Genomic DNA, 23,245 nt, shown 5'->3' with positions numbered 1-23,245 from the left:
TCGCATCTCAGCATCCGACACACCGGTGACATGCCCGCCTGTCCGTCCCTACGATCGGACCCATGAAGCGACAGGCGGATCTCACGAAGCGGCGGGCAGTAGACCTGTGCCGCGTCGCCGCCATGCTCTGTCGCACCTTCTGAGCGGGACATTCGTCCGTCCGCCCTCCCCTGGCCTCTCTTCGTCAGGGACCCCGTGCGCGCCGCGCAGCCTCGACAGGCATGACCGCGCACCCTCTGTCTAACGCACCGCCCCGCCGCAACTGCCCCGGAGGAGAAACAGCATGAGCCGCAGCGACGTCCTGGTCGACGCCGACTGGGTCCAGGACCACCTGGACGACCCGAGCGTGGCCATCGTCGAGGTCGACGAGGACACGTCCGCGTACGAGAAGAACCACATCAAGAACGCGATCCGGATCGACTGGACCAAGGACCTCCAGGACCCGGTCCGCCGTGACTTCATCGACCAGGAGGGCTTCGAGAAGCTCCTGTCGGAGAAGGGCATCGCCAACGACACGCTGGTGGTCCTCTACGGCGGCAACAACAACTGGTTCGCGTCCTACGCCTACTGGTACTTCAAGCTGTACGGCCACGAGAACGTCAAGCTCCTCGACGGTGGCCGCAAGAAGTGGGAGCTCGACTCCCGCGACCTGGTCGTCGAGGTCCCGAAGCGCGCCGCGACCGACTACAAGGCCAAGGCCCAGAACACCGCGATCCGCGCCTTCCGTGACGACGTCGTGGCGGCCATCGGTTCGCAGAACCTGGTCGACGTCCGCTCGCCCGACGAGTTCAGCGGCAAGCTGCTCGCCCCGGCGCACCTTCCGCAGGAGCAGTCGCAGCGTCCGGGCCACGTCCCGAGCGCCCGCAACATCCCGTGGTCGAAGAACGCCAACGACGACGGCACCTTCAAGTCGGACGACGAGCTAAAGGAGCTCTACGCCGACGAGCAGGTCGACCTCGCCAAGGACACCATCGCGTACTGCCGTATCGGTGAGCGTTCCGCGCTCACCTGGTTCGTGCTGCACGAGCTGCTCGGCGTGGAGAACGTCAAGAACTACGACGGTTCCTGGACCGAGTACGGCTCCCTGGTCGGCGTCCCGATCGAGCTCGGCGCCAACAAGTAACCCTCAAGGCCTGAAGGACGGAATCGAAATATGTGTGGAGCGAAGGCCGGCGGCCCCGACGCCTCGACGATCAAGCCCGGTGAGACCACCATCCAGGGCCAGGTGACCCGCGACGGCGAGCCCGTCACCGGTTACGTGCGCCTGCTGGACTCGACCGGCGAGTTCACGGCGGAGGTCCCCACCTCCGCGACGGGCCAGTTCCGCTTCTACGCGGCCGAGGGCACCTGGACCGTACGCGCCCTGGTCCCCGGTGGCACCGCGGACCGCACGGTCGTCGCCCAGACGGGCGGCCTCGCCGAGGTCGCGATCGCCGTCTGACGGCACCTCTGAGTGGCCGAAGGGCCGCACCCCAGGGTTGGACGCTCGGGGTGCGGCCCTTCGGCATGTACGGGCCTACGCTTGAGGTATGTACGCACGACGGCGACACGTCTACTTCGCCATGATGGGGACGTGCATCGGTCTTTTCGTCCTGGCCTGGGGAGTCGTAAGGATCTGGTCGATTCCCGTGGCCGTGGGGATGTGTGTGGTGGCGATGGTGATTCCGCCGTTCGCCGCGGTGGTCGCCAACCGGCGGGGGCCCGAGGACCGCTGGTGGGACGACCCGTCCGGGGATCAGAAGTCCGACGAGTGGTGGGACGAGCTCGACGGCAAGAAGCGCCGCCCGTAGGAGGGCGCGCGCGGCTCCTTCAGTAGACGAGCGCCTGGGTCTCGTCCGCCATCGCCTCCTGGACGAACACCTGGGCGCCCGCGATGCGTACGCCGTCGATGACGTCCTTCTCCGTGATGTCCCGGCGCGCCGCGCACTGGGTGCACAGGGTGAGCCGGCCCGCGGCCAGGACCGAGTCGATCAGATCGGGCAGCGGCGCCGCGTGCGGCAGCTCGAACTCGGCGGCCCGGCCCGGCAGCGCGAACCACGAGGACTCGCCGGTCAGCCACAGGGAGACCTCGACCCCGCTCGCCACGGCCACCGCCGCGACCGTGAACGCCTGCGAGCAGCGCTCGGGGGCATCGGCCCCCGCCGTCACCTTGATCACGAGCTTCTTCGCCATGGCCGCATGGTAGTCCGGGAGCGTTCGGGGAGAGTCCGAATCGTGATCATGCCCCTTACAACCCCGTGAGATTCCCATGGGTCTCCTGTGCGCGCGGATACGGAATCCGTGCGTCGCGTTCCGTGGGGGGATGTCGTGGAAGTCGAAGAGATGGATGAGGAGATCCGCGAGGAGATCCCTGAGGAAATCCGTGAGGAGACCCAGGGGGAGACCCAGGAGGAGCTCCAGGAGGAGATCCGGGAGGAAGCGCCTCGCGTGCGTCGGCGGGGGCGTACGGCCCTGTTGATCGCCACGGCCGCCGTGCTGGGGCTGGTCGGGGGTACCTGTGCCGGCTTTCTGATCCAGGCCGACCGGGAGCCGACCAAGCTGCCGTCGCTCTCGCAGCCCGTGGTCGCCCAGGCCAGGGGCGCCGGTCCCGAACCCCTGTCCGCCGCACAGGACCGCCGGGTGAAGACCGACGACGACCTGCGCAAGCTGCTGGTCAAGCGGCCGAAGGGGACGAGGGACGCCGCGTACGTGCCGGGCGACAAGGGCTGGATGGGCATCGCCGATTACGCGGAGGAGTACACCAAGCCGGCCAACGCCTTCGGCGACCTGATCAGCGCCGAGTTCCGGCGTGCGACTGCCACCGGCTGGATGGTGGGCAGCACGTACAGCGTGGAGGTCCGCCTCATCCAGTACCGGCAGGAGGAGAAACTCGGCGCCTCCGACGCCGCCGCCGAGGGCCGCTACTGGGCGAACACGAAGAGCGGCACCCATGTCTGGGCCGTCCCGGGGACGGGCGACGGCATGGCCTACGTCCACACCAAGCCGGACACGAAGCCCGGTTACCTCCCGATGTACGAGGCCGAGGCGCACGCCTGGCGCGGTGACATCGCCATGGAGATCTGGATCTACGACACCAAGCCGATTCCCAAGGCCAAGATCATGGACCTGGCCGAGCGGCAGATGGAGCGGCTGTGACCGACGAGCAACCGATGAGCGAGCAGCCCGTCCAGGAACGCGTCGAGGAGCTTGTTCAGGAGCGCGAGGAGAAGCCGGTTCAGCAGCCCGCGCCCGAATCCATCGCGCCCGAACCCGTCGCGCCCGAATCCATCGCCCCCGTCAAGAAGCCCAGGAAACCCCTCCGCCGGGGGCGCATCGCCGCCGTCGCCGGTTCCGTGCTCCTCGTCGCGGCGGTCCTCGGCGGCGCCGGGTACACCGTCGTGACCGTCCAGGACGCCGACCGGGACCCCGGCGCGCCCTCCTGGACCTTCCCGGTTCCCGCCCCCAACGACGCCAAGACGGCGAAGACCGCCTCGGGACTCGCCGCGATGCTCGTGCCCTACGGCACCGAGGGCTGGAGCCGGGGCCCGGACATCGGCGAGTTCGGCTCCGACGCCTCGCTCAGCGGGCCCGAGGCCACCGCGCTGCGCAAGGAGGCGCTGCGCGATCTGCCGCGTTCCCAGCGGCGGGAGTTGGAGGAGCGGATCGACAAGCAGCGCACCAAGGGCATCGCGATGCGCAGCTACCTCAGCACCTCCAGCGGGTTCAGCTCCACGCTGTATGCCGACACCGGCTTCACCATGAGCGTCGAGCTGGCCCAGATCGAGGACAAGGCGGCGGTGAAGGGCATGTCGACGTTCCAGAACGAGTTCTTCGACGCCCTCAAGATCTTCCGCAAGGGGCCCGAGATCAAGGGCCACAAGAACGCCGAGTGCTTCCTGCCGCCCAAGGACAAGGACGAGAAGCTCGACATGATGGTCTGCTCCGCCTACCAGGGGGACGTGCTGGTCAGCGCGACCGCCTACGGGGCCAAGCCGTTGAACACCAAGGGTGTCGCGATGCTGCTGCGTGAGCAGCTCGACCGCATCGCCGAGCCGGGGGAGGCGGTATGACCGAGCAGACGAACTCCGCCGAGGACGCGGCGGCGACGCCGGTCGAGCACGGGACGTCGACGCCCGTCGAGGACGCGACGCCGACTCCGGTCGAGGACGGGACCACGACTCCGGTCGAGGTACCGGTCGCGCTGCCACCCGCGCCCGAGGAGGCGCCGGCCCCGGTGCGCAAGGACCGTCGGGTGCTGCGGGCCCTGCTGCGCTGGACCGCCGCCACCGCGGTCTTCGCGGCGGTCGGCACGTCGGTCGCGTACGGCATCACCCGCATGGACCGCACCGACGTACCCGGTCTGGCGACGCAGTCGGACGGGCGCTGGGACTACCCGACGATCACCCGGCCGCCGCTGCCCTCCGGCAGCCCGCGCCCGCTCGCCGAGTCGAACAGGACCGGCACCCACTACGCCGACCTGCGGCGGCTCGTGCTGCCCGCCCCGAAGGGCGCACACGTCGACGCGGCGCTGCGCGGGACGGACGGCTGGCTGGCGACGAAGACGTTCCTGGCGGAGTACGCCACGCGGGACGACCGGGAGACGATCGGGCAGCAGCTGACCGACAACGGTCTGCGGCACATCGCGGCGCGCGGCTGGACGACGCCGGACGGTACGCACACACGGATCTACCTGTTGCAGTTCGACTCGGTCGTCGTCGCGGACGAGGTGAACTCGCCCGGGCTGACCAGCTACACCGCACCGATCTACGCGCTGCGCGGCGCCGAGCGGACGATGGCCGACGACCGGTTCCCTGACCGTGCCGCGGTCGACGACGTGATCCGTCACGCGTACGACGAGGTCAAGCCGTACGGCGCAGAGCAGGTCCGCCAGGCGTACCTCTCGGCCGGGGACACCCTCGCCCTGGTCGTGCAGTCCCGCAAGGGCGCCGCGAAGGCGGTGCCGTTCCAGCAGACGGTGGTCCTCCAGAGCCAGCTGCTCGGCTGAACACACCCGGGCGTACCTCGCGGAGAACCGCCCAGGAGTACCTCGCAGAGAGCCCCGAGCCCCGGCCCACTAAGCTGGGGCTCGGCTCTTGTACCGCCCACCCCGCTCATCCGAGGAGCACCCCGTGGAGATCTTCTTCGAAACCCTGCTGGTCCTGGTCTGCGTCGGCGTGCTCGCCTTCGCCGGACTGGCCGTGAAGAAGCTGTACCAGGGCCAGCGCTGACCCCCATCGAGGAACTGCCGAGCTCATGATCGAGATCCCGTCCGACCTGCACAAGGACCTGCTTCCCCTTGCCTTCCTGCTCGGCAACTGGGCCGGTGCGGGCGTTCACGACTTCCCCGGCTCCGAGAAGTGCAACTTCGGGCAGGAGGTCACCTTCACCCACGACGGGCGCGACTTCCTGGAGTACCAGTCGCACACCTGGGTGCTCGACGCCGACGGGAACAAGGTCCGGCCGCTGGAGACCGAGTCCGGCTTCTGGCGCGTCGACTCCGACCGCAAGGTCGAGGTCGTCATGACCCGCGACGACGGTGTCGTCGAGATCTGGTACGGCGACCTGGCCGCCAAGACGCCGCAGATCGACCTGGTCACCGACGCCGTGGCGCGGACGGCGGCCTCGGGTCCCTACACCGGTGGCAAGCGCCTCTACGGCTATGTGAAGAGCGACCTCATGTGGGTCGGTGAGAAGCAGACCCCCGAGGTCGAGCTGCGCCCCTACATGTCCGCGCACCTGAAGAAGGTCGTCACTCCGGAGGACGTCGAGCGCTGGGCCAAGGCTCTCCCGGACGACATGCCGGACGACGGAATCGCGTTCTTCAAGTAGTCAGGAAGCAGTTCGGAAGTGGTGCGGCCGGTTCGGCGGCTCTCCTCAGGTCGTCACATCCCGGAATGGTCCTAGACTTCCTGTGTGGTGAGCACCGACTGGAAGAGCGACCTGAGGCAGCGCGGCTACCGGCTGACGCCGCAGCGCCAGCTTGTCCTCGAAGCTGTGGACACCCTGGAGCACGCGACCCCCGACGACATCCTCATCGAGGTGAGGAAGACGGCGTCGGGGGTCAACATTTCCACCGTCTACCGGACCCTGGAGCTCCTGGAGGAGCTCGATCTGGTCAGCCACGCGCACCTCGGGCACGGAGCGCCGACCTACCACCTCGCCGACCGGCACCACCACATCCACCTGGTCTGCCGGGACTGCACGAACGTCATCGAGGCCGACATCTCGGTCGCCGCGGAGTTCACCGCGAAGCTCCGGGACACGTTCGGCTTCGAGACGGACATGAAGCACTTCGCGATCTTCGGCCGGTGCAAGGACTGTTCTCTCAAGAGTTCAACTACCAAGTCGTAGGCTAGGTGTATGAAGAGCCCTCTCCTGTCCCTGCCCGGCGCCGTCCCCGCCGAAGGCGTGGATGAACAGGTCGCAGCCCATTACGGTGACCTGTTCCGCGAGCAGCGTGCCCTCGCCGACGGCAACGGCTTCGTGGACCTCTCGCACCGCGGCGTCGTCGCCGTCACCGGTGAGGACCGGCTGAGCTGGCTGCACCTGCTGCTCACCCAGCACGTCACGGACCTCCCGGCGGGCCGCGCCACCGAGGCGCTGATCCTCTCCGCGCACGGCCACATCGAGCACGCGCTGTACCTCGTCGACGACGGCACCACGACCTGGGCCCACGTCGAACCCGGCACCCAGGACGCGCTGCTCGCGTACCTGGAGTCGATGAAGTTCTTCTACCGTGTCGAGACCGCCGACCGCACGGACGACTTCGCGGTCGTGCACCTGCCGGCCGGTTCGATCGCGGAGGTCCCCGAGGGCGTGGTCGTACGCGAGACGCCGTACGGGCGTGATCTCTTCCTGCCGCGTACGGACCTGGAGTCGTACGCCGAGAAGGCCGGTCCAGCGGCCGGGCTGCTGGCCTACGAGGCACTGCGCGTCGAACACCACCGCCCGCGGCTCGGTTTCGAGACCGACCACCGCACGATCCCGCACGAGCTGGGCTGGATCGGCACCGCGGTGCACCTCCAGAAGGGCTGCTACCGGGGCCAGGAGACCGTCGCCCGCGTACAGAACCTGGGCAAGCCCCCGCGCCGGCTCGTCTTTCTGCACCTGGACGGCAGCGAGGTCCATCTGCCGCCGCACGGCGCCGAACTGCGCCTCGCGGACGACGGCCCCGACGGCCGGAAGATCGGCTTCATCACCACCTCCGTACGCCACCACGAGCTCGGCCCGATCGCGCTCGGCCTGGTGAAGCGGAACGTGCCGCTGGACGCGCGGCTGCTGGCGGACACGACGGCGGCGGCGCAGGAGGTCGTGGTCGAGCCGTAGGGGCTCAGGCGGGTCGCACTTCCTGGGTCACATCTCCAGGAGCACGGTGAACGGGCCGTCGTTCGTCAGCGAGACGCGCATCTGCGCGCCGAACCGGCCCGTCGCCACCGTGGCGCCCAGCGCGCGGAGTTGGGCCACGACCTCGTCGACGAGGGGTTCGGCCACCTCGCCGGGGGCGGCCGCCTTCCAGGTGGGGCGGCGGCCCTTGCGGGCGTCGCCGTACAGGGTGAACTGGCTGATGACGAGCAGCGGCGCGTCGATGTCGGAGCACGACTTCTCGTCCGCCAGCATCCGGACGGACCAGAGTTTGCGGGCGAGTTGGGCCGCCTTCTCCTTGGTGTCGTCGTGCGTGACACCGACGAGGACGCACAGCCCCTCGCCGTCGATCGCCCCGACCGTCTCCGGACCGTGTTCCCCGTTCACGACGACGCTCGCGCCGTCCACCCTCTGCACCACCGCACGCATGGGAACCATCATGCCGTGCGGTACGGACCCCCCTTCACGGGGCTCAATGCTTTCGGGTCACGGGGTTCATTGCTTTCGCGTGTGATCCCCTGACCTCTTTCGAGGGGTCCTTTGGGGGTTTCTTTTTGCTCCTTACCCCCCCATCTGGGGCCGATCGGGGGCACTCGGTCACATAGCGGCCACTTGGGGTGGCACGATGCGTGTGTTGCGGTGCAACCGTGGGGTGGACCGCGCCGGTCGAGGGGACGGTAGAGGCACATGAGCACACCGAGTACCGGGCAGCAGCCGCCCGGGGCTGTGTCGTTGACCCGTACGAGTCCGCGGGCGGGAGGCGGTCGTTCGGGGGTTCATCGTCCTCCCGTGCAGCGCACCGACAGCCCGCTGCACCCGGACCCACCCGCGCCCGAGCTGCCCCTGCTGCGGCTGCCCGAACTGCGGACCCTGCGGCGCGACGCGCAGCGCGACGAGGCCGACCTCAGCTATGTGCGGCGGCTGCTCCAGGGGCGCATCGACATCCTGCGGGCGGAGCTGGCGCGCCGCGGGGGACTGCGGGCGCCCTCCGCGACGCCGGGAGCGCCGCTGGTCTCGGGCCTGGGAACGAGTCCGGGGCTGCGTCCGGCCGGGGTGAGGGGAGCGGGCTCGGGCTCCGGCTCCGGTTTCCGTGAGGCGTCGGTCGTCGACCGGCTCCCCGAGATCCTCACGGACGCGCCCGCCCGGCACCGTTCGTCGGCCCGCCATGTGACAGTGGGCACACCGTACGGCGAGGAGTACCGGCGGCTGGCCGCGGACATGCTCGCCGAGGTGGAGCTGTCGGACCTGGAAGCACGTACGGACGACGAGCTCGGCGCGGGGATGGGACGGCTGGTGCGCTATGAGCAGCAGGTCTCCCGGCGGCGCCAGCACCTGCAGCGCACCGCCGACGATTGCAGCGCCGAGATCGCCCGCAGGTACCGTGATGGGGAAGCACAAGTAGACGACCTGCTCATGTGACGCGGTGGCCCCCGGCGATCCCGGCGGCGCGTGCGAGGGCTGTGGCGGCGCCGGCGCTCCGGGACATCCGGGGCCGGGCCCCATGGCCGCGCCCGGTTCCGCGGTCGCGGCGGTCGCGCCCGGGAACGGCCCGGGTCGCGGTCGTGGGGCTCGGCCGGGCACACGCCATCGGGAACCTCCCGTACGGCGCCGCGGTTCGATCACCGGGCGGGTCCCTGTCATGGAAGGCCACCGCCGATGCCCGCCGCCGCTCCCGCCGTCCCCGCAGACCCCTTCATACCGCCTGTTCTCGCCGAGGTCGTCCGTTCGGGATTCGTCGAGGGGCGGCATCGGGGCAGCCTGGTGCTGCTGGCCGCGGACGGGTCGGTCGAGCTGGCGCTGGGCGAGGTGACCGCGCCGGTCTTCCCGCGCTCGTCGAACAAGCCGATGCAGGCGGCGGGTGTGCTGCGGGCGGGGCTGGACCTGGCCGGCGAACGGCTGGCTCTCGCCGCCGCCAGCCACTCCGGGGAGGCCTTCCACCTTGATCTCGTCCAGAAGATGCTGGCCGAGCACGGGCTGGACGCCGGGCAGTTGCAGTGCCCGCCGGATCTGCCGCTGGACCCGGCGGAGGCGGAGACGTATCTCGCCGGCGGCGCGGTCCGTGACCGGGTCACCATGAACTGCTCCGGCAAGCACGCGGCGATGCTCGCGGTGTGCGCGCTGCGAGGCTGGCCCCTGGACTCCTACCTGGACCCCGGGCATCCGCTCCAGCAGCTCATCCACACGGTGGTCGAGGAGGCGGCGGGGGAGTCGGTGGCGGCGATCGGTACGGACGGCTGCGGTGCGCCGCTGATGGCGATCAGCCTCACCGGCCTCGCCCGTGCCTTCCGGTCCTTCGTCCTCGCTGCCCCCGGCTCCGCCGAACGCCGTGTCGCCGACGCCATGCGCGCCCACCCCGAGTACGTCGCCGGCACGCGCCGTCCCGACACCTGGCTCATGCGCGAGATACCGGGTGCCCTCTCCAAGATGGGCGCGGAGGCGGTCCAGGCGGTGGCCCTTCCCGACGGCAGGGCCCTCGCCTTCAAGATCGACGACGGCGCCACCCGAGCACTCGGGCCCGTCCTCGCCCGCGCCCTGTCCCTCCTGGGCACGCAATCCCCCATCCTCTCCACCATCGGCCACGCTCCCCTGACAGGCGGAGGCGTCGAGGTGGGCGCGATCCGAGCGACGTTCTAGGCCCGGCCCCCAAACGTTCCTCGCCCCCGCCAGGGGCGCGGGGAATCGCGCGGTCAGCCCCCACTCACCCGCAGCCGAGGAACCCACCCAGGGGTCTGGGGGCGGAGCCCCCGGGGATGGGCCGGGTAGGGGCGGCGGGGGCGAAAACGGTGCGACAGGGGCGGGCTCGGCGCCCTAGCGTGCCCCCATGAGCCGTCGCGAAGACATCGACGTACGAACGATCACAGAGACCGAGATCGCGGCCTGGATCCGCGCCCTGAACACGGGGTTCCTACGCTCCCCGGCCGTTTCGGACCAGGAGATCACCAACCGCGGTTCGAGCATCCTCCCGCAGCGAACCCTCGGCGCGTTCGACACCGGCCGCTGTGTCGCCACCTTCCGATCGTTCCCGCAGCAGCTCACCACCGTCGGCGGCACCCCCGTCCCCGCCGACGCCATCACCAACGTCTCCGTCACCCCCACCCACCGCCGCCGAGGCCTCCTCACCCGCATGATGGCCACCGACCTCACCGCGGCGAAGGACCGCGGCGACGTGGTCGCCACCCTCATCGCCGCGGAGTACCCGATCTACGGGCGGTACGGCTTCGGCCAGGCCACCACCGCCACCGAGTGGACCATCGACGTCTCCAGGTCGGGCCTGGACCCCCGCTGGTCCGGGCCGGCCGACGGCGCCCGTATCGACCTCGTGGACGGCGAGGACGTACGCAAGCTCGGCCCGGACCTGCACGACCGCCTCCGTCGCACCCAGCCGGGCGCGGTCAGCCGCGACGAGCGCTGGTGGCAGATCAACACCGGCGCACTGAGTCTGAGCGGCGACTCCTGGAAGGAGCCCTTCTACGCCGTGTACCGCTCGGCGACCGGCGAGGTCGAGGGCCTGGTCTCGTACGAGTCGGACGACAACTGGGGCGACGTCAAGCAACCGCTGAACACGGCGGAGGTGAACTGGCTGATCACGGTGACCCCTGCGGCCGAACGCGCCCTGTGGCGGTACCTCTGCTCGATCGACTGGATCGCCCACGTCAAGACCGGCTGGCGGGCCCCCGACGACCTGCTCCCGCACTTCCTCCCCGATCCGCGCGCCGCCCGCATCACGACCCAGGCGGACTGGCTGTGGGTGCGGATCCTGGACGTCGTACGGGCTCTGGAGGCGCGTACGTACGCGGGGTCCGGGACCTTGGTCCTGGACGTCACCGACGGGGACGGACTGTCCGCCGGGCGCTACCGCCTGGAGGCCGGACCCGACGGGGCGGCCTGCGCACCGACCACGACGGCCGCCGATCTCACCCTGAACGTGGGTGAGCTGGCGGCCCTGTGGCTGGGCGACGAGTCGGCGGTGCGGCTCGCCGCGCTCGGGCGGGTGCACGAAGAACGAGAGGGCGCCGCCGTCGTCGCCGACGCCCTGCTCCGCACGTCCAGGCGACCGTGGTGCCCGGACATCTTCTGATTCCGATGCTGATTCCGGTTCCGATTCCGGTTCCGATTCCGAATGGTGCGGTCTGTAAGGGGGGTGTGGTGCTCCTTCCGGTTCCGTCGGTGAGTGGTGGTGCACTGCATCCGTAGCCGTGCGGTGGTGCGGTGGTGCGTGGTACGGACTGACCGAGCTCCCGGCTCCCCTCCGGAGGGGAGCCCGGTCAGCCGGACTGCCGGACGGTGGCGTCCGATCAGCCGGACTGGGCGAGCAGCATCACGAGCAGGACGGCTCCGATGCCGCTGATGGTGGTGTTCTTGGCCTTGAGGCCGACGGACAGCGCGACGAACGCGATGATGCCGAGCGGCCCGTACTTCCACTGGATGAGTTGCTCGAATCCGATGGCGAGGGCGGCGACGGCGAGGGCGATGAGAGGCATGACGTTCCCTCCTTGGGGTCCTGGGGAGGACGGCCCTGGCGGCCAACCCTCGGGAAGTGTGACCATGTTGTGTAAGTTGGCAACCAACTCACTGGTACTTATCTCCGCGTTGGGTCGACTCATAACCACCTATCCCGCAACTGCCCAAAGATGGCGCGAAGTTGTAGTGTTTGGTCGTGGAGCCGGAACACGCCTCCGTCAATGGACGGAACAGGTCACCACGGCCACAGAGGTCACACCGTGAGGTGGCCGACGAGCTGCGCAGCCGGATCAGGTCCGGCCAGCTGCGGCCGGGGCAGCGCATGCCCACGCAGGCCAAGCTGGCCGACGAGTTCGGTGTCGAACGCGGGGCGGTCCGGCAGGCGCTGCGCATCCTGCAGTCGGAACATCTGCTCGTCAATGTGTCCAAAGGGAGCCCGGCGACCGTCGCCGACACCCTGGGACAGGCTCTGACCGGCCCGGAAGCCTCACCGCAGCCCACCACGGTGGCACTCGGCGGCCGGATCACGGCCGCCTTCGAAGCGTCGCACGTGGAGATCGACGCGCTGTGCCTGACGTCGATATCGCTCACCCTTGCCATGGGCGAACCCCTCCGGCAAATTCACGCGGGCCGAATAAAACCGGCCAGGGTGGACGTCCGCGTGCTGCTGCCGAGCAGTGACATCGACCTCGCCTTTCCCGCGCCGGTGGACGCGCCGGTGGACGCCTCGACGGCCGGCCGGCTCCAGCGCAGCTGGCTGACCAACCGCAACGCCCAGGGCCAGGTGCTGCGTCACAACCTGCTCGCCCTGCGCGCCACGCACGGCATCGACGTCAACGTCACCTTCCGCGCGCTCCCCTTCACCCCGCCGGTGAAGTTGTACCTGCTCAACGGGGTCGAGGCACTCTTCGCCTACTACACGCTGACCAGGCGCGAGGAGGAGGTGGACCACGAGTACCTGGAGATGTACGACGTCCAGGGCACCCAGTCCATGCTGTTCCCCTTCGCGCAGGGGACCGGTCTGCGGGACACCACGTTCGTGGAGCAGTCCCACCTCTGGTTCAACGCGCTGTGGGAGACCATCAGCTCGAAGCTGCTGCTCTCGAGCTGACCGACTCTCCCCTGCACATCACAGGGCAGGACCCGCGACCATCAGGGCGAGGACGACCGCGCCGATGGAGCTGCAGGTGGGGCTCTTGGCCTTGATCCCGATGGTGAGGAGCAGCAGGCCGATGACGCCTGTCGTGCCGTACTGCCACTGCACGAACTGGTCGAAGCCGACGACGAAGAGGGCGGAGAGAAGGGCTATGGCGGGCATGGGCGGTTCTCCTGCTTCTACTGTGGCGTGGTGGTTCCTCTGGGGTGTGCGAGGGTGAGGCCGGGTGAGTCGGTGACGGACTCGGGTGGGGGAGGCAAAACTTCCGCCAACTTGGCTAAGTTGGTGACCAACTCTGATTAAGTTGTCCCCACTTGGCTGCTATCCATAAACAACTTTCAAACAACTCCCCGTAGATGGACGAGAGTTGTAGCGTTTGGTCGTGACCCAGGAGAACGTTGCAGTGAACGGCAGCAGAAGGCTCTCGCCCCAGGAGATCGCCGACGTCCTGCGGGATCGGATCCGAGCCGGTGACCTGAAGGCGGGCGACCGCCTGCCAACTCAGGCCGAGTTGGCAGAGGAGTTCGGTGTCGAGCGGGGCACCGTCCGGCAGGCCCTGCGCGCGCTCCAGGACGACGGACTGCTGAGCAACGTCAGCAAGGGCAGCCCCCCGCGGATCGCGGAGCCGCCGGCCTCGGCACGGAACGAGCCGCAGACGACGATGGTCGGACTGGCTCCCCGGCTGGCGGACGCGTTCTCCGCGCCGCACGTCCGGGTCGACGCGGCCTGCCTGACCGCCGAGACCCTGATGCTGGCGCTCGGCGAACCGGTCCGGCTGATCCACGAGGGCCGCATCCGCCCGGAGTCGATCGACGTCCGTATCCTGCTCCCGTCCCGGGACATCAACCTCGCCTTCCCGGTCCCCGTCGACGGCCGCGGTGACGACGACCCGGTCCACGAACGCTGGCTCGCCCAGCGCAACGCCCAGGTCCACGTCCTCCAGCACAACCTGCGTGCCCTGCGTTCCTCGCACGGCATCGACGTACGCGTGGCGTTCCGGGCCCTGCCCTTCACCCCGCCTGTGAAGCTGTACCTGCTCAACGGCGTCGAGGCCCTGATCGCCTACTACATGGTCATGCGGCGCGAGGAGGAGGTGGCCGACGGAATGCTGGACATGTACGACGCCGTCGGCTCGGAGTCCCTCCTCTTCTCCTTCGAGAAGCGGACCGGTCAGCGGGACGCCGCGTTCGTGGACCAATCCCAGAAGTGGTTCGACGCCCTCTGGGAAACCATCACCACGGACCTGACACTCTCCTAGTGACTTCTGATACGGCGCAGACTGAACCTGTGGCAGCAGAGACCGAGAACTTGCGGGAAGTGATCGAACGCGCTCGCTTTGTGCTCTTCGACTTCGACGGGCCGATCTGTCGGCTGTTCGCGGGGCACTCCGCGGAGGACGTGGCGAAGGACCTGGTGGAGTGGCTGGAGCGGCAGGGGCTGCGGGGACTGCTCACCGAGGAGGAACAGGTCCACCCGGACCCGATGGTCGTCCTCTACGCCGTCCACCGCCGCCATCCGCACAGCGATCTGGTGAGCGAGCTGGAGGAACGTCTGACCCAGCAGGAACTCAAGGCGGTGCCGTCCGCCTGGCCCACCGCGTACGCGGACCCGCTGATCCGTACCTGGAGCGCCGTCGGCGCACGGCTGGCCATCGCGACCAACAACTCGGCCCGCACGGCCACCGGTTACCTCGCGAGCCGGGACCTCACCACCTGCTTCGCCCCCAACATCTACGGCCGGGGCCAGGACCTGCACCACCTCAAGCCGGACCCGCACTGCCTCAACCGCGCCCTGAACGCCCTGGGCGCGGCCCCCGCCGCCGCCTTGATGATCGGCGACGCCCCCTCGGACTACGAGGCCGCCCGCCAGGCCGGCGTCCCCTTCCTCGGCTACGCCCACACCGCCTACAAGGAGAAGCTCCTGCGCGAGGCGGGCGCCGAGGACGTGGTGAGCTCACTGGAGCCGGTGCTGAGGGTGCTTCGGGGGTTGGCGTGAGGCACCTGCGGTAGGAGGAGGGGGCGAGTACGGTCAGGGGCGTGACGGGGCATCGCGGCGAGGGAGGCGGTACGGAGTTCCAGCGCATCCTGGAGACGCTGCGAACCCGTATCGCCGACGGCACGTACACGATCGACTCCCACTTGCCCGCGCAGCGCGAGCTCGCCGAGGAACTCGGGGTTTCCCGCGACACCGTGCAGCGTGTACTGCGAGAGCTGAACAACGAAGGCTGGATCAAGTCCCGTCAGGGCAGCGGATCGCGGGTCGTGAAAAGCCCGACCCACCTGGGCAGCCCGAAACAGGAAGTGCCCCGGGTGCGCGCGACTCTGGGCACCTTCGTCGCACGGGCCTTCGCCCAGCCGACCGTACGACTGGACGTGTTCACCCTCACCTCGGAGTCCCTGGACGCCCACATCCGACTCCAGGCCGAGCACATCCGGCTCAAGGAGATCACCCCCGAGCGCATCGAGCTGCGCATACTGCTGCCCTCGGAGTCGCTGGACCTTCCCTATCCGCGTATGAAGAAGCCGGGTGAGGACCAGCCCGCACAGCCGGAACCCGACCAATCGGGCCGGTTGCAGGACCGGCTCCGTGCCATCACCTGGCGGCATACGATTTCGTTGCGTGCCGCGCTGCGCGATCTGCAGACGGAGGGTCTGGTGTCCTCCGTGCAGGTGGAGATCCGGCATGTGCCACTGGCACCGGCGTTCAAGCTGTATCTGCGTCCTGGCGTCGAGGCGCTGTTCGGTCCGTATCAGGTGGTGGAGCGGCCCATCCTGCTGGACGACGGCGTGGAGGTCGAAGCCACGGACGTCCTCGGTCTCGGATCGACCCTGACCCGTCACGTCAACGACGAGGGCGATCCGGACTCCTCCGGGTCTGTGTTCATGGAGAGCATGCAGGCCTGGTTCGACTCCTGCTGGCATCTCCTGGCGGATGCGCCCTGAGACGAGGCGGAGGAGTCGACCGGGCCTCCAACAACTCCGTGTTTCCGGGAGGTACAACTCTTTCTCAAGTAGGCACCGATTTCGTAGAGGGCTCAGCTGGGCTCTCAGGCGGGCACTAAGGTGTGCTCACCCTCATCGCGATGCATGAACATCAGCGACAACGCACAGTTATCCAGGAGTGACCCTTGGGCGTTCCGCCGATCCCCGGCCCGCCCCGCCCACCGGCTCTGGAAAGCGCGGCGGACACGGCATACGAAAGCTTCGTGCGCTATGCCAGGGCCTTCGGCTCGTTCGGCCGAGGGCACCACAACCTGAACTACATGGTGAGGCCGCTCACGGAGGACGATCGCCAGCTTGTGGCGAGTGACGTCGGGGCCCAGGTGACGGTGCGGGAACGGATCTCCTCGGCACTGCCCGTGGTCATCAGGACCTGGCAGGACGAGGCGGAGATCCTTAACTCGATCCGGAGCGTGCTGTCGAACGTACCGCGGTGCCTGGTCAAGCGCCGTGACGTGACCATCCTCAGTCATGTGGAGGGCGTGCCGCTGTCGACCGTCTGCCCCAATGGCAAGCCGGTGGACTCCGCTCTTGTCGTCGCGCTCGCGCATCTCCTCGCGGACATGACGCAGGTGCGTCGGCAGCATCTTCCTCCACTGCCGGCTGCCTGGCCGCGTTCCAGCCGGGACAGCCGGGCCTATCTGCAAGCGTTGGCTTCAGCAGCGGAAGAGCAGATCAGGCAGCGCAACTGGGCGGACTTCGGTGGACTGTTCGCGATGCTGGGTGTCCCCGCGGATGCGATGGTGCGGTTCGCGGAACGGGTACCGGCGCTCGTCGGCCGCCCCTTCAGCCTGCTCCACACGGACCTGCACCGGGACAACATCATCGTGTCCTACGACGGTGATCCGCCCCTACTCTGTGTCGACTGGGAGCTGGCGAGCTACGGCGACCCGCTGCACGACCTCGCCACGCACCTGGTGCGCATGCAGTACCCCGATCACCAGTGGTCCGAGGTGGTCGAGACGTGGCGCGAGGTCATGGGCGCACGGCGGCCCAAGGCGGTGCAAGGGCTCGACCGCGACCTGAAACACTACGTGGCCTTCGAGCGTGCCCAGTCGGTCTACCCGGACGTGATCCGGGCCGCGATGTCGCTCGACGACGCCTTCGATCAGCGAGAACTGGACGCCGCGACACAGACGGTGCACAGGGCCCTGGTCGCCTCCGAGGAACCGTTGCGGCTCATGAAAGTGCCGGACGAAGCCGAGATCGAGCGCATTCTCTTCCGGTGGAACGAGTCCCACACAGGTCGGCGCCACCGGAACAGGTCGGTCTCGCAGATCGTCTGGCAACGCGACCATCGAGTCCCACTGCATCCACGGCTGCCCGTGGCCGCTGTGAGCCAGGCACTATTCGAGGAGGGGGCCGCTTCCGCGGACCGTGTGTTCAAGGGAACGGCCCATCTCAATACGGCCGTACAGGTATCGGGAATCCCTGTTCCCGTCATGGTCCGCCGAAAGATCGGGACGGCGAACGCCCGTGAGCGCCGGTTCCTCAACGAGCACGCCGTCCTTGGCGCCATCGAGCGGTCAAACGTTTCCGTACGCGCCCCGAGAGTGCTGGTTCTGGGTACCAGCGGCCTGGACGAACAGTTCACGATTCACTCGTACGAGGGGCCGGTGGGCGGGTTCCGTCCTCCGGATCATCCCGCGGACGGACTGCGGCCTCACGAGGCGGACGATCTCGTGGATCAGCTTCGGGCGCTGACCTTCGTAGACCGTGCGGAGCTGGATCCCGATATGAACTGGTTGCTTTTCTACCGGGGACTTCAGGACGAACTGGTCCGCATGGTGAACGAACTTCCCAAGGCAACCAGGGACTTGACGCGAGAGCTGGGGCTGCCCAACGGCTATCGTCTCGGCGAGATCCTCGACCGTCACCACCTGGTCCCGCGGCGCCCCGTACTCCTGCACGGCGACCTCAATCCGTGGAACCTCGTGCGCCGGGAGACGGGTGGGCTGACGCTCATCGACTGGGAGATGGCGATCGTCGGTGACCCGCTGTACGACCTGGTCCGCCACATGCACCTCACCCCCACGCGTCCGGAGATCCGCGAGCGTCTCTTCTCCCGCTGGGCTCGCCTGCTGCCCGAGGACTGCACGAAGGGGTGGCGTGAGGACTGGCGTGTGTACCGGTGGATGGAAGTCGTCCGCTCGGCCTACGTGGATCTCGACCGCCTCGTGACCGGCGACAGCCTGGACGCCCCCAACGTCCGCCGTGCGGTGGACACCTACGCGATGACCCTCGCCGGAGCCATAGCCGCGCTGGGACTCCCGGGCAAACCGATCGCGAACCCCTATCTTGCCCGTGCGCTGCCGCACGGGGACCATGGAGGCCAACGGGCAGCTGGGGTCTCCGCGGACGTCTGACTCTCCGCCGGACGCTTCGGCACGGGGGAGGGGACTGTCGATGTTCGGCGCCGGGGACAGCACTGCCGAGAGTGGCCTGAACACACGTCTGAAGCAGTTCCAGGTCCGCTACGAGCCTGCAGTCACGCGCATCCTGTTACTGGTTCTGTTCGTCACGGAGGTGACCGCCCAGTTCGTGACACCGCTCGGGGACTTCCTGCAGGACAAGGCGTTCCTCGGCGGCGCGCTGCTCAGCCTGGTCGGCTATGTGCTGTACGACTCGGTGAAGGACCTGGACGGTTCGCTCCGCCGGCCGACCCGTCTCCAGGTCAAGTCGCAGGAATTGGGTACTTTCGTGACCGAGGCCTTCCGCGCCCGCACGGTGGACATCAGATTTCTCGGCTACACCGGTGAGACGCTCTACCACGAGCTCTACCACCGCCTGGAACGTCTCCTCGACGACCCCGGGCCGACCAGGCACGTATGCATAAGGGTGCTGATCCCGGACTTCGGGCAGCCGATGACCGTTCCGTCGAGGGTGGGCCCGGACGGCAGGCCGCAGGACGACCCTGCCTACCGCAGCGGCCTGGAAGCGCAGTGCCAGATGTACGACCGGCGGTTGTCGGCGATCGCGGAGCGGCTGACCTCGGGCGGGCGGGTGACGGCGGATTGCGAGTACCGCCTCTACCCGGGCATACCGCGGGACAAGATCTGTGTCTTCAACCGGGAGTTGGTGCTGCACGGCCTCTACGACGTGGTCACCCGGACCGTGCAGCGCAGTTCGGAGCCCGAGTTCTACGACCCCAAGGGCTACCGCACCGACCTCAATGTCTGGTCTAGGGAGGGCGACGAGGACTCGAAGTCTGTTGTCGCCACCTGGAACAAGCATCTCGATGACCTGTGGAGCCTGTCGTCGGCCCCGAGCTGGCGCTCTCTCACACCTACAACACCTCCAGCACCACCTTCCCCACCAACCCCCGCCCCTCAATAGCCGCATGGGCCTGAGCCGCCCGCTCCAGTGGAAACACCTCCCCGATCACCGGCCGCAGCCGCCCCGCCGCGGCCTCGGCATGGGCGGCGGAGGTGAAGCGGCTCAGGTCGGTCGGGCTGAACTGGACGTCGGTGATGCCGAAGAGCCGGATCCCCCGGCGGGTGGCCTCCTCCGTGTCGAGGGGAGAGAAGCCGCCCGACGGCGCCCCGTGGGCGGAGAACCGGCCGCCGTCGACCGCCAGGGGCAGGGCCGCGGCCCCCAGGTCGCCGCCCACACCGTCCAGGACGACGTCCGCCCCCTCGACGGCCCCGCCGAGCGCCTTGCGGGCGGCGGACACCCAGTCGTCCCGGGTGGCGTCCACCACGTCGTCCGCGCCGAGGTCCCGTACCAGGGCGAGTTTGGCGTCCCCGCGGGCCACCGCGACCACCCGTGCCTCGCGCGCGTGGGCCAGCTGGACGAGCAGCGTGCCCATGCCACCGGATGCGCCGAGGATCAGTACGCGGTCGCCGGGGCCCACGGCGGTCAGGTCGAGCAGGCCGTTGGCCGTGACGCCGTCGTGCACCAGAGCCGCCGCGCTGCGCAGGTCCAGGTCGTCGGGTACCACCGTCAGCGCCGACACCGCCGCCACGGCCCGCTCCGCATAGCTGCCCGTGACATAGGACGTGACCCGGCGCCCCAGCCACTCGCCGGGAACGCCCGCCCCCACGGCACCGACGACACCGGACACGCCGCCCCCGGGGACGTACGGCGGAGCCACCTGGAACCATTCCCGCCCCCACCCCGCCCGCACCTGCGTCTCCACGAAGATCGTGTCCACGTACGCCACGTCGATCACGACCTCCCCGGGCCCCGGAACCGGATCGGGAAGGTCCACGGGAACCAGGACCTCGGGGCCGCCGAACTCCTTCACCTGCACCGCACGCATCGCAACGCTCCTCAAAACCGAAGACAGGTAGGGCCGAACGCCGGACAGTCTTCGACCTGAAGCCTGGTTGAGGTCAAGGAGAGCCGAGGAGGGGCAAGGAGGTGCCGGGGCGTGCGTAGGCTCGGGGCATGGGTGAGATCGGACTGCGCGAGCGCAAGAAGCAGCGGATGTACCAGGCCCTCTCCGACATCGCGATCGGACTCTTCCTGGAGAAGGGGTTCGACGCCGTGTCCGTCGCGGAGGTGGCCGCCGCCGCCGAGATCTCCAAGCCGACCCTCTTCCGGTACTTCCCGACCAAGGAGGACCTGGTCCTGCACCGGTTCGCCGATCACGAGGACGAACCCGCGCGTGTGGTCGCGGGCGGGCCGTCCCCGCTGACGGCGCTGCGCCGTCACTTCCTCGACGGGCTGGAGCGCCGCGATCCCGTCACCGGCCTCAACGACGCCCCGCAGGTCCTGGCCTATCACCGTCTCCTCTACGGCACGCCCTCCCTGGCCGCCGGGATGTTCAGATACGTGGAGCGCTCCGAAGCCGCGCTCGCGGGGGCGCTCGGCGGTGACCTCGGCGCGCGGCTCGCCGCCGGACAGATCATCGCCGTACAGCGCGTCCTCGCCCTGGAGAACTGGCGGCGGATCGCCGGCGGTGAGGCCGTCGAGCAGGTGCGGCCCGACGCGGTCGCCGCGGCCGAGGAGGCGTTCGCGCAGCTGGAGGCGGGTCTGCCGCGCTACGCGTAGCTCCGCTGTGCGTAGCTTCATGGGGATGAGTGACCGGGCAAAGAGGGCTACCGGGTAAAGAATGTTACTCGGTAACGTTATTCGGTATCCTTGGCCGAGTGACGTCCACCGACCCCGCCCTCGCCCGCTCCCTCACCCATGAACGCGCCCACCACGACGCCTGCCGGGCCGGCCTCGCCGCGATGGTCGACGGCGCCGAGGAGCAGGTCGTCACCGGCGAGGACGTCTCCGCCTCCGGTGCCGACGCCGAAGTGCTCGGCAGGCAACTGCGCGGCCAGGCCAGGGATCTGCGCGAACTCCCCGAAGGCCCGCTGTTCTTCGGCAAGCTGGACTTCGCACCCGGCGGTGGTGAACACGCCGGGCAGAGCTACCACATCGGCCGCCTGCGCATCACCGAACACCCCGCCGCCCCACCCCTCGTCGTCGACTGGCGCGCCCCCGTCTCACGCGCCTTCTACCAGGCGAGCGCCCGCGACCCCCAGGGCGTGGCCGTGCGCCGGCGCTTCGGCTGGGCGCCGGGGAGCAAGGGGGCCTCGGCGGACCTCACCGGCCTGGAGGACGAACACATCGGAGGGGGGCGACCGGATAGGGACGGCCACCGGGGTGAGGACGGCCGTCGGGATGAGGACGGCCATCGGGATCGGGGCCATGAAGGCACCTCGGTTCCGGAGAGCCGCATTCTCACGGGCGAGATCGAACGCCCCCGCGTCGGCCCCATGAGGGACATCGCCGCGACCATCCAACCCGAGCAGGACCACCTCGTCCGCGGAGACCTCGCCACGTCCGTGTGCGTACAGGGCGCTCCCGGCACCGGCAAGACGGCCGTCGGCCTGCACCGGGCCGCGTACCTCCTCTACACCCACCCGCAGCGCATCCGTCGCGGCGGACTGCTGATCCTCGGCCCCAATCCCACCTTCCTCGCGTACATCGCCGAGGTGCTGCCCGCCCTCGGCGAGAGCGGCGTACGGCAGTCGACGCTCGGGGACGAGATCGCCCGCCACCCCGTCACGGCGCGCGACGACGAGCGTGCCGCCGCCGTCAAACACGACGCACGGATGGCGGAGGTGCTGCGCCGGGCCCTGTACGGGAACGTCGGCACGTACGCCGACCCCCTCGTCGTGCCGGACGGTTCGTACCGGTGGCGGCTGTCGGCCGCGGAACTGAACCGCATCGTGGACGGCGTACGGGCGGAAGAACCTCCGTACGGCATCGGGCGCGAGCGGGTACGGACGCGGGCCGTGCGGCGTCTGCGGGAACAGGCCGAATGGCGCGCCGGACCCCAGACGAACGCCTGGGCGCGGAAGGTCTCCGGGGCACGGCCGGTCGGCGCGTACGTCGACGCGGTCTGGCCCCGGATGCGGCCCGAGGAGGTTCTCGCCCGGCTCCTCACCGACGCCGAGGCGCTGGCCTGCGCGGCGGATGGGCTGCTGGACGCCGACGAACAGAAGGCGATTCTGTGGGCGAAGCCGCCCCGCTCGTACAAGTCGGCCCGGTGGTCGGCCGCCGACCTCGTCCTTCTCGACGAGGTCGCCGGGCTGGTCGAACACCCGGAAGGCTACGGCCACGTGGTCGTCGACGAGGCGCAGGACCTGTCACCGATGGAGTGCCGGGCGATCGCGCGCCGGGCCCCCTTCGGGTCGCTCACGGTGCTCGGGGATCTCGCCCAGGGCACGACGCCCTGGGCGGCCCGGGAGTGGGGCGAGCTGCTCGGGCATCTCGGGAAGCCGGATGCCGCCGTGGTGCCGCTGACGATCGGGTTCCGGGTGCCGGAAGCCGTCGTCGGGCTCGCCAACCGGCTGCTGGCACGACTCGACGTGCGCGTACCGCCGGCTCGGTCACTGCGCCGGGACGGGGAGCTGACGGTCCGCGCGGTTGCCGAGGCACGGGACGTACTGCCCGCCACCGTCGACGCGGTGCGCGGCGCGCTCGCGCACGAGGGGTCCATCGGCGTCATCGCGGCCGACCCGGACATCGGGAGTGTGCGCGAGGCGCTGCGCGCCGCCGGGGTCGAGGCGGCGGGGCCCGAGGAACTGGGCGCACGTGTCGCGGTGGTGCCCGCCACCCTCGCCAAGGGGCTCGAGTACGACCATGTGGTGGCCGTCGAACCGGCGGCCGTCGCCGAGGCGGAGGCGCGCGGCCTGCACCGGCTGTACGTGGTGCTCACCCGGGCCGTGTCGCGGCTCGAGGTCGTGCACGCGCGGCCCCTGCCCTGGTGACCCGGCGGCCGGCGGGGCCATTCCCTGGGGGCGGTGACCGGACCACGGTAGGTGTACGGGGGTCCGGTCACCGCCCG

Annotated in this window: 26 protein-coding genes; 21 read left to right on the top strand and 5 right to left on the bottom strand. The window is 69.5% G+C overall.

Features of this window, described 5'->3' with window-relative positions:
* Nucleotides 1–62: 62 nt before the first annotated feature.
* The 4 genes from ACZ7M2_RS20830 to ACZ7M2_RS20815 all read left to right on the top strand — a co-directional run bounded on the left by ACZ7M2_RS20830 (nucleotide 63) and on the right by ACZ7M2_RS20815 (nucleotide 1,790).
* Entirely contained in the window at nucleotides 63–143 is an 81-nt protein-coding gene (locus ACZ7M2_RS20830) for a putative leader peptide (RefSeq protein ID WP_350310325.1), read from the top strand.
* A 140-nt stretch (nucleotides 144–283) separates the two neighbouring features.
* On the top strand, nucleotides 284–1,123 hold the full coding sequence (locus tag ACZ7M2_RS20825) for a sulfurtransferase (protein WP_471596472.1): 840 nt from the start codon (nucleotides 284–286) through the stop codon (nucleotides 1,121–1,123).
* A gap of 30 nt (nucleotides 1,124–1,153) precedes the next feature.
* On the top strand, nucleotides 1,154–1,441 hold the full coding sequence (locus tag ACZ7M2_RS20820) for a DUF1416 domain-containing protein (RefSeq protein ID WP_054232391.1): 288 nt from the start codon (nucleotides 1,154–1,156) through the stop codon (nucleotides 1,439–1,441).
* Between the two features lie 88 nt (nucleotides 1,442–1,529).
* Complete coding sequence (locus tag ACZ7M2_RS20815) at nucleotides 1,530–1,790, top strand: DUF3099 domain-containing protein (RefSeq protein WP_403689619.1); 261 nt, start codon at nucleotides 1,530–1,532, stop codon at nucleotides 1,788–1,790.
* Between the two features lie 19 nt (nucleotides 1,791–1,809).
* On the opposite strand, the gene ACZ7M2_RS20810 is transcribed toward ACZ7M2_RS20815, so the two are convergent.
* The gene (locus ACZ7M2_RS20810) at nucleotides 1,810–2,172 is read right to left on the bottom strand and encodes a DsrE family protein (protein ID WP_101407995.1); all 363 of its coding nucleotides are present in this window, start codon (nucleotides 2,170–2,172) and stop codon (nucleotides 1,810–1,812) included.
* 135 nt (nucleotides 2,173–2,307) lie between these two features.
* Here ACZ7M2_RS20810 and ACZ7M2_RS20805 point away from each other — a divergent pair, with 135 nt between their 5' ends.
* The 6 genes from ACZ7M2_RS20805 (at nucleotide 2,308) to ygfZ (ending at nucleotide 7,305) form a co-directional block, all read left to right on the top strand.
* On the top strand, nucleotides 2,308–3,135 hold the full coding sequence (locus ACZ7M2_RS20805) for a hypothetical protein (RefSeq protein ID WP_471596471.1): 828 nt from the start codon (nucleotides 2,308–2,310) through the stop codon (nucleotides 3,133–3,135).
* Nucleotides 3,132–4,049, top strand: a complete 918-nt coding sequence (locus tag ACZ7M2_RS20800; protein ID WP_471596470.1) for a hypothetical protein — start codon at nucleotides 3,132–3,134, stop codon at nucleotides 4,047–4,049. Before ACZ7M2_RS20805 ends, ACZ7M2_RS20800 begins: the two co-directional genes overlap by 4 nt.
* Complete coding sequence (locus ACZ7M2_RS20795; protein WP_471596469.1) at nucleotides 4,046–4,984, top strand: hypothetical protein; 939 nt, start codon at nucleotides 4,046–4,048, stop codon at nucleotides 4,982–4,984. The genes ACZ7M2_RS20800 and ACZ7M2_RS20795 overlap by 4 nt, the downstream gene beginning before the upstream one ends.
* A 248-nt stretch (nucleotides 4,985–5,232) precedes the next feature.
* Nucleotides 5,233–5,808 carry a heme-binding beta-barrel domain-containing protein gene (locus tag ACZ7M2_RS20790; RefSeq protein ID WP_352044007.1) on the top strand — a complete coding sequence of 192 codons (576 nt, stop codon included), beginning with the start codon at nucleotides 5,233–5,235 and terminating at the stop codon, nucleotides 5,806–5,808.
* 84 nt (nucleotides 5,809–5,892) lie between these two features.
* The gene (locus ACZ7M2_RS20785) at nucleotides 5,893–6,330 is read left to right on the top strand and encodes a Fur family transcriptional regulator (protein ID WP_352044008.1); all 438 of its coding nucleotides are present in this window, start codon (nucleotides 5,893–5,895) and stop codon (nucleotides 6,328–6,330) included.
* Nucleotides 6,331–6,339: 9 nt separating this feature from the next.
* On the top strand, nucleotides 6,340–7,305 hold the full coding sequence (ygfZ, locus tag ACZ7M2_RS20780) for a CAF17-like 4Fe-4S cluster assembly/insertion protein YgfZ (RefSeq protein ID WP_352044009.1): 966 nt from the start codon (nucleotides 6,340–6,342) through the stop codon (nucleotides 7,303–7,305).
* A 27-nt stretch (nucleotides 7,306–7,332) separates the two neighbouring features.
* Here the strand turns inward: ygfZ and dtd are convergent, their stop codons facing one another.
* Nucleotides 7,333–7,770, bottom strand: coding sequence for a D-aminoacyl-tRNA deacylase (dtd, locus tag ACZ7M2_RS20775; protein ID WP_471596468.1), 438 nt, complete (start codon nucleotides 7,768–7,770; stop codon nucleotides 7,333–7,335).
* A 258-nt stretch (nucleotides 7,771–8,028) separates the two neighbouring features.
* Between dtd and ACZ7M2_RS20770 the strand changes: the two genes are divergently transcribed.
* From ACZ7M2_RS20770 to ACZ7M2_RS20760, 3 genes are all read left to right on the top strand, one after another.
* Nucleotides 8,029–8,760 (top strand): RsiG family protein, encoded by a 732-nt coding sequence (locus ACZ7M2_RS20770; RefSeq protein ID WP_471596467.1) that lies wholly within the window; start codon nucleotides 8,029–8,031, stop codon nucleotides 8,758–8,760.
* Between the two features lie 237 nt (nucleotides 8,761–8,997).
* On the top strand, nucleotides 8,998–9,975 hold the full coding sequence (locus ACZ7M2_RS20765) for an asparaginase (RefSeq protein WP_471596466.1): 978 nt from the start codon (nucleotides 8,998–9,000) through the stop codon (nucleotides 9,973–9,975).
* A 187-nt stretch (nucleotides 9,976–10,162) separates the two neighbouring features.
* Entirely contained in the window at nucleotides 10,163–11,419 is a 1,257-nt protein-coding gene (locus ACZ7M2_RS20760; RefSeq protein WP_471596465.1) for a GNAT family N-acetyltransferase, read from the top strand.
* A 217-nt stretch (nucleotides 11,420–11,636) separates the two neighbouring features.
* On the opposite strand, the gene ACZ7M2_RS20755 is transcribed toward ACZ7M2_RS20760, so the two are convergent.
* The gene (locus ACZ7M2_RS20755; protein ID WP_054232402.1) at nucleotides 11,637–11,822 is read right to left on the bottom strand and encodes a hypothetical protein; all 186 of its coding nucleotides are present in this window, start codon (nucleotides 11,820–11,822) and stop codon (nucleotides 11,637–11,639) included.
* A 170-nt stretch (nucleotides 11,823–11,992) separates the two neighbouring features.
* Here ACZ7M2_RS20755 and ACZ7M2_RS20750 point away from each other — a divergent pair, with 170 nt between their 5' ends.
* Complete coding sequence (locus tag ACZ7M2_RS20750) at nucleotides 11,993–12,913, top strand: winged helix-turn-helix domain-containing protein (protein WP_471596464.1); 921 nt, start codon at nucleotides 11,993–11,995, stop codon at nucleotides 12,911–12,913.
* An 18-nt stretch (nucleotides 12,914–12,931) separates the two neighbouring features.
* Here the strand turns inward: ACZ7M2_RS20750 and ACZ7M2_RS20745 are convergent, their stop codons facing one another.
* Complete coding sequence (locus tag ACZ7M2_RS20745) at nucleotides 12,932–13,120, bottom strand: hypothetical protein (RefSeq protein ID WP_054232404.1); 189 nt, start codon at nucleotides 13,118–13,120, stop codon at nucleotides 12,932–12,934.
* Nucleotides 13,121–13,334: 214 nt separating this feature from the next.
* On the opposite strand from ACZ7M2_RS20745, the gene ACZ7M2_RS20740 reads away from it, so the two are divergent.
* The 5 genes from ACZ7M2_RS20740 (at nucleotide 13,335) to ACZ7M2_RS20720 (ending at nucleotide 19,293) form a co-directional block, all read left to right on the top strand.
* Nucleotides 13,335–14,216 (top strand): GntR family transcriptional regulator, encoded by an 882-nt coding sequence (locus ACZ7M2_RS20740; RefSeq protein WP_471596463.1) that lies wholly within the window; start codon nucleotides 13,335–13,337, stop codon nucleotides 14,214–14,216.
* Nucleotides 14,165–14,953, top strand: coding sequence for an HAD family hydrolase (locus ACZ7M2_RS20735; protein WP_471596462.1), 789 nt, complete (start codon nucleotides 14,165–14,167; stop codon nucleotides 14,951–14,953). Before ACZ7M2_RS20740 ends, ACZ7M2_RS20735 begins: the two co-directional genes overlap by 52 nt.
* 41 nt (nucleotides 14,954–14,994) lie before the next feature.
* On the top strand, nucleotides 14,995–15,900 hold the full coding sequence (locus ACZ7M2_RS20730) for a GntR family transcriptional regulator (protein ID WP_471596461.1): 906 nt from the start codon (nucleotides 14,995–14,997) through the stop codon (nucleotides 15,898–15,900).
* Nucleotides 15,901–16,220: 320 nt separating this feature from the next.
* Nucleotides 16,221–18,323: a phosphotransferase gene (locus ACZ7M2_RS20725; protein WP_471596539.1), complete on the top strand. Its 2,103-nt coding sequence runs from the start codon at nucleotides 16,221–16,223 to the stop codon at nucleotides 18,321–18,323.
* Between the two features lie 40 nt (nucleotides 18,324–18,363).
* Nucleotides 18,364–19,293 (top strand): hypothetical protein, encoded by a 930-nt coding sequence (locus ACZ7M2_RS20720; protein ID WP_471596460.1) that lies wholly within the window; start codon nucleotides 18,364–18,366, stop codon nucleotides 19,291–19,293.
* On the opposite strand, the gene ACZ7M2_RS20715 is transcribed toward ACZ7M2_RS20720, so the two are convergent.
* Entirely contained in the window at nucleotides 19,244–20,218 is a 975-nt protein-coding gene (locus ACZ7M2_RS20715; RefSeq protein WP_471596459.1) for a zinc-binding dehydrogenase, read from the bottom strand. The genes ACZ7M2_RS20720 and ACZ7M2_RS20715 overlap by 50 nt on opposite strands.
* A 128-nt stretch (nucleotides 20,219–20,346) precedes the next feature.
* Between ACZ7M2_RS20715 and ACZ7M2_RS20710 the strand changes: the two genes are divergently transcribed.
* Both ACZ7M2_RS20710 and ACZ7M2_RS20705 read left to right on the top strand, forming a co-directional pair.
* Nucleotides 20,347–20,952, top strand: a complete 606-nt coding sequence (locus ACZ7M2_RS20710) for a TetR family transcriptional regulator (RefSeq protein ID WP_471596458.1) — start codon at nucleotides 20,347–20,349, stop codon at nucleotides 20,950–20,952.
* Nucleotides 20,953–21,050: 98 nt separating this feature from the next.
* Nucleotides 21,051–23,168: a HelD family protein gene (locus tag ACZ7M2_RS20705; RefSeq protein WP_471596457.1), complete on the top strand. Its 2,118-nt coding sequence runs from the start codon at nucleotides 21,051–21,053 to the stop codon at nucleotides 23,166–23,168.
* Nucleotides 23,169–23,245 lie beyond the last annotated feature (77 nt).

It is taken from the genome of Streptomyces sp. NPDC111507 (genome assembly GCF_055638955.1).
Note: the sequence above shows the minus strand (reverse complement) of the source record. Positions and strands in the feature narration are given on the sequence as shown.

Excerpts from the sequence above, each read along its gene's own strand:
- ACZ7M2_RS20755 (WP_054232402.1), bottom strand. The coding sequence starts at position 11,822 with ATGCCTCTCATCGCCCTCGCCGTCGCCGCCCTCGCCATCGGATTCGAG.
- ACZ7M2_RS20770 (WP_471596467.1), top strand. The coding sequence starts at position 8,029 with ATGAGCACACCGAGTACCGGGCAGCAGCCGCCCGGGGCTGTGTCGTTG.
- ACZ7M2_RS20765 (WP_471596466.1), top strand. The coding sequence starts at position 8,998 with ATGCCCGCCGCCGCTCCCGCCGTCCCCGCAGACCCCTTCATACCGCCT.
- ACZ7M2_RS20825 (WP_471596472.1), top strand. The coding sequence starts at position 284 with ATGAGCCGCAGCGACGTCCTGGTCGACGCCGACTGGGTCCAGGACCAC.
- ACZ7M2_RS20815 (WP_403689619.1), top strand. The coding sequence starts at position 1,530 with ATGTACGCACGACGGCGACACGTCTACTTCGCCATGATGGGGACGTGC.
- ACZ7M2_RS20725 (WP_471596539.1), top strand. The coding sequence starts at position 16,221 with ATGGTGAGGCCGCTCACGGAGGACGATCGCCAGCTTGTGGCGAGTGAC.
- ygfZ (WP_352044009.1), top strand. The coding sequence starts at position 6,340 with ATGAAGAGCCCTCTCCTGTCCCTGCCCGGCGCCGTCCCCGCCGAAGGC.
- dtd (WP_471596468.1), bottom strand. The coding sequence starts at position 7,770 with ATGCGTGCGGTGGTGCAGAGGGTGGACGGCGCGAGCGTCGTCGTGAAC.
- ACZ7M2_RS20720 (WP_471596460.1), top strand. The coding sequence starts at position 18,364 with ATGTTCGGCGCCGGGGACAGCACTGCCGAGAGTGGCCTGAACACACGT.
- ACZ7M2_RS20710 (WP_471596458.1), top strand. The coding sequence starts at position 20,347 with ATGGGTGAGATCGGACTGCGCGAGCGCAAGAAGCAGCGGATGTACCAG.
- ACZ7M2_RS20790 (WP_352044007.1), top strand. The coding sequence starts at position 5,233 with ATGATCGAGATCCCGTCCGACCTGCACAAGGACCTGCTTCCCCTTGCC.
- ACZ7M2_RS20820 (WP_054232391.1), top strand. The coding sequence starts at position 1,154 with ATGTGTGGAGCGAAGGCCGGCGGCCCCGACGCCTCGACGATCAAGCCC.
- ACZ7M2_RS20830 (WP_350310325.1), top strand. The coding sequence starts at position 63 with ATGAAGCGACAGGCGGATCTCACGAAGCGGCGGGCAGTAGACCTGTGC.
- ACZ7M2_RS20810 (WP_101407995.1), bottom strand. The coding sequence starts at position 2,172 with ATGGCGAAGAAGCTCGTGATCAAGGTGACGGCGGGGGCCGATGCCCCC.
- ACZ7M2_RS20715 (WP_471596459.1), bottom strand. The coding sequence starts at position 20,218 with ATGCGTGCGGTGCAGGTGAAGGAGTTCGGCGGCCCCGAGGTCCTGGTT.
- ACZ7M2_RS20760 (WP_471596465.1), top strand. The coding sequence starts at position 10,163 with ATGAGCCGTCGCGAAGACATCGACGTACGAACGATCACAGAGACCGAG.
- ACZ7M2_RS20745 (WP_054232404.1), bottom strand. The coding sequence starts at position 13,120 with ATGCCCGCCATAGCCCTTCTCTCCGCCCTCTTCGTCGTCGGCTTCGAC.
- ACZ7M2_RS20795 (WP_471596469.1), top strand. The coding sequence starts at position 4,046 with ATGACCGAGCAGACGAACTCCGCCGAGGACGCGGCGGCGACGCCGGTC.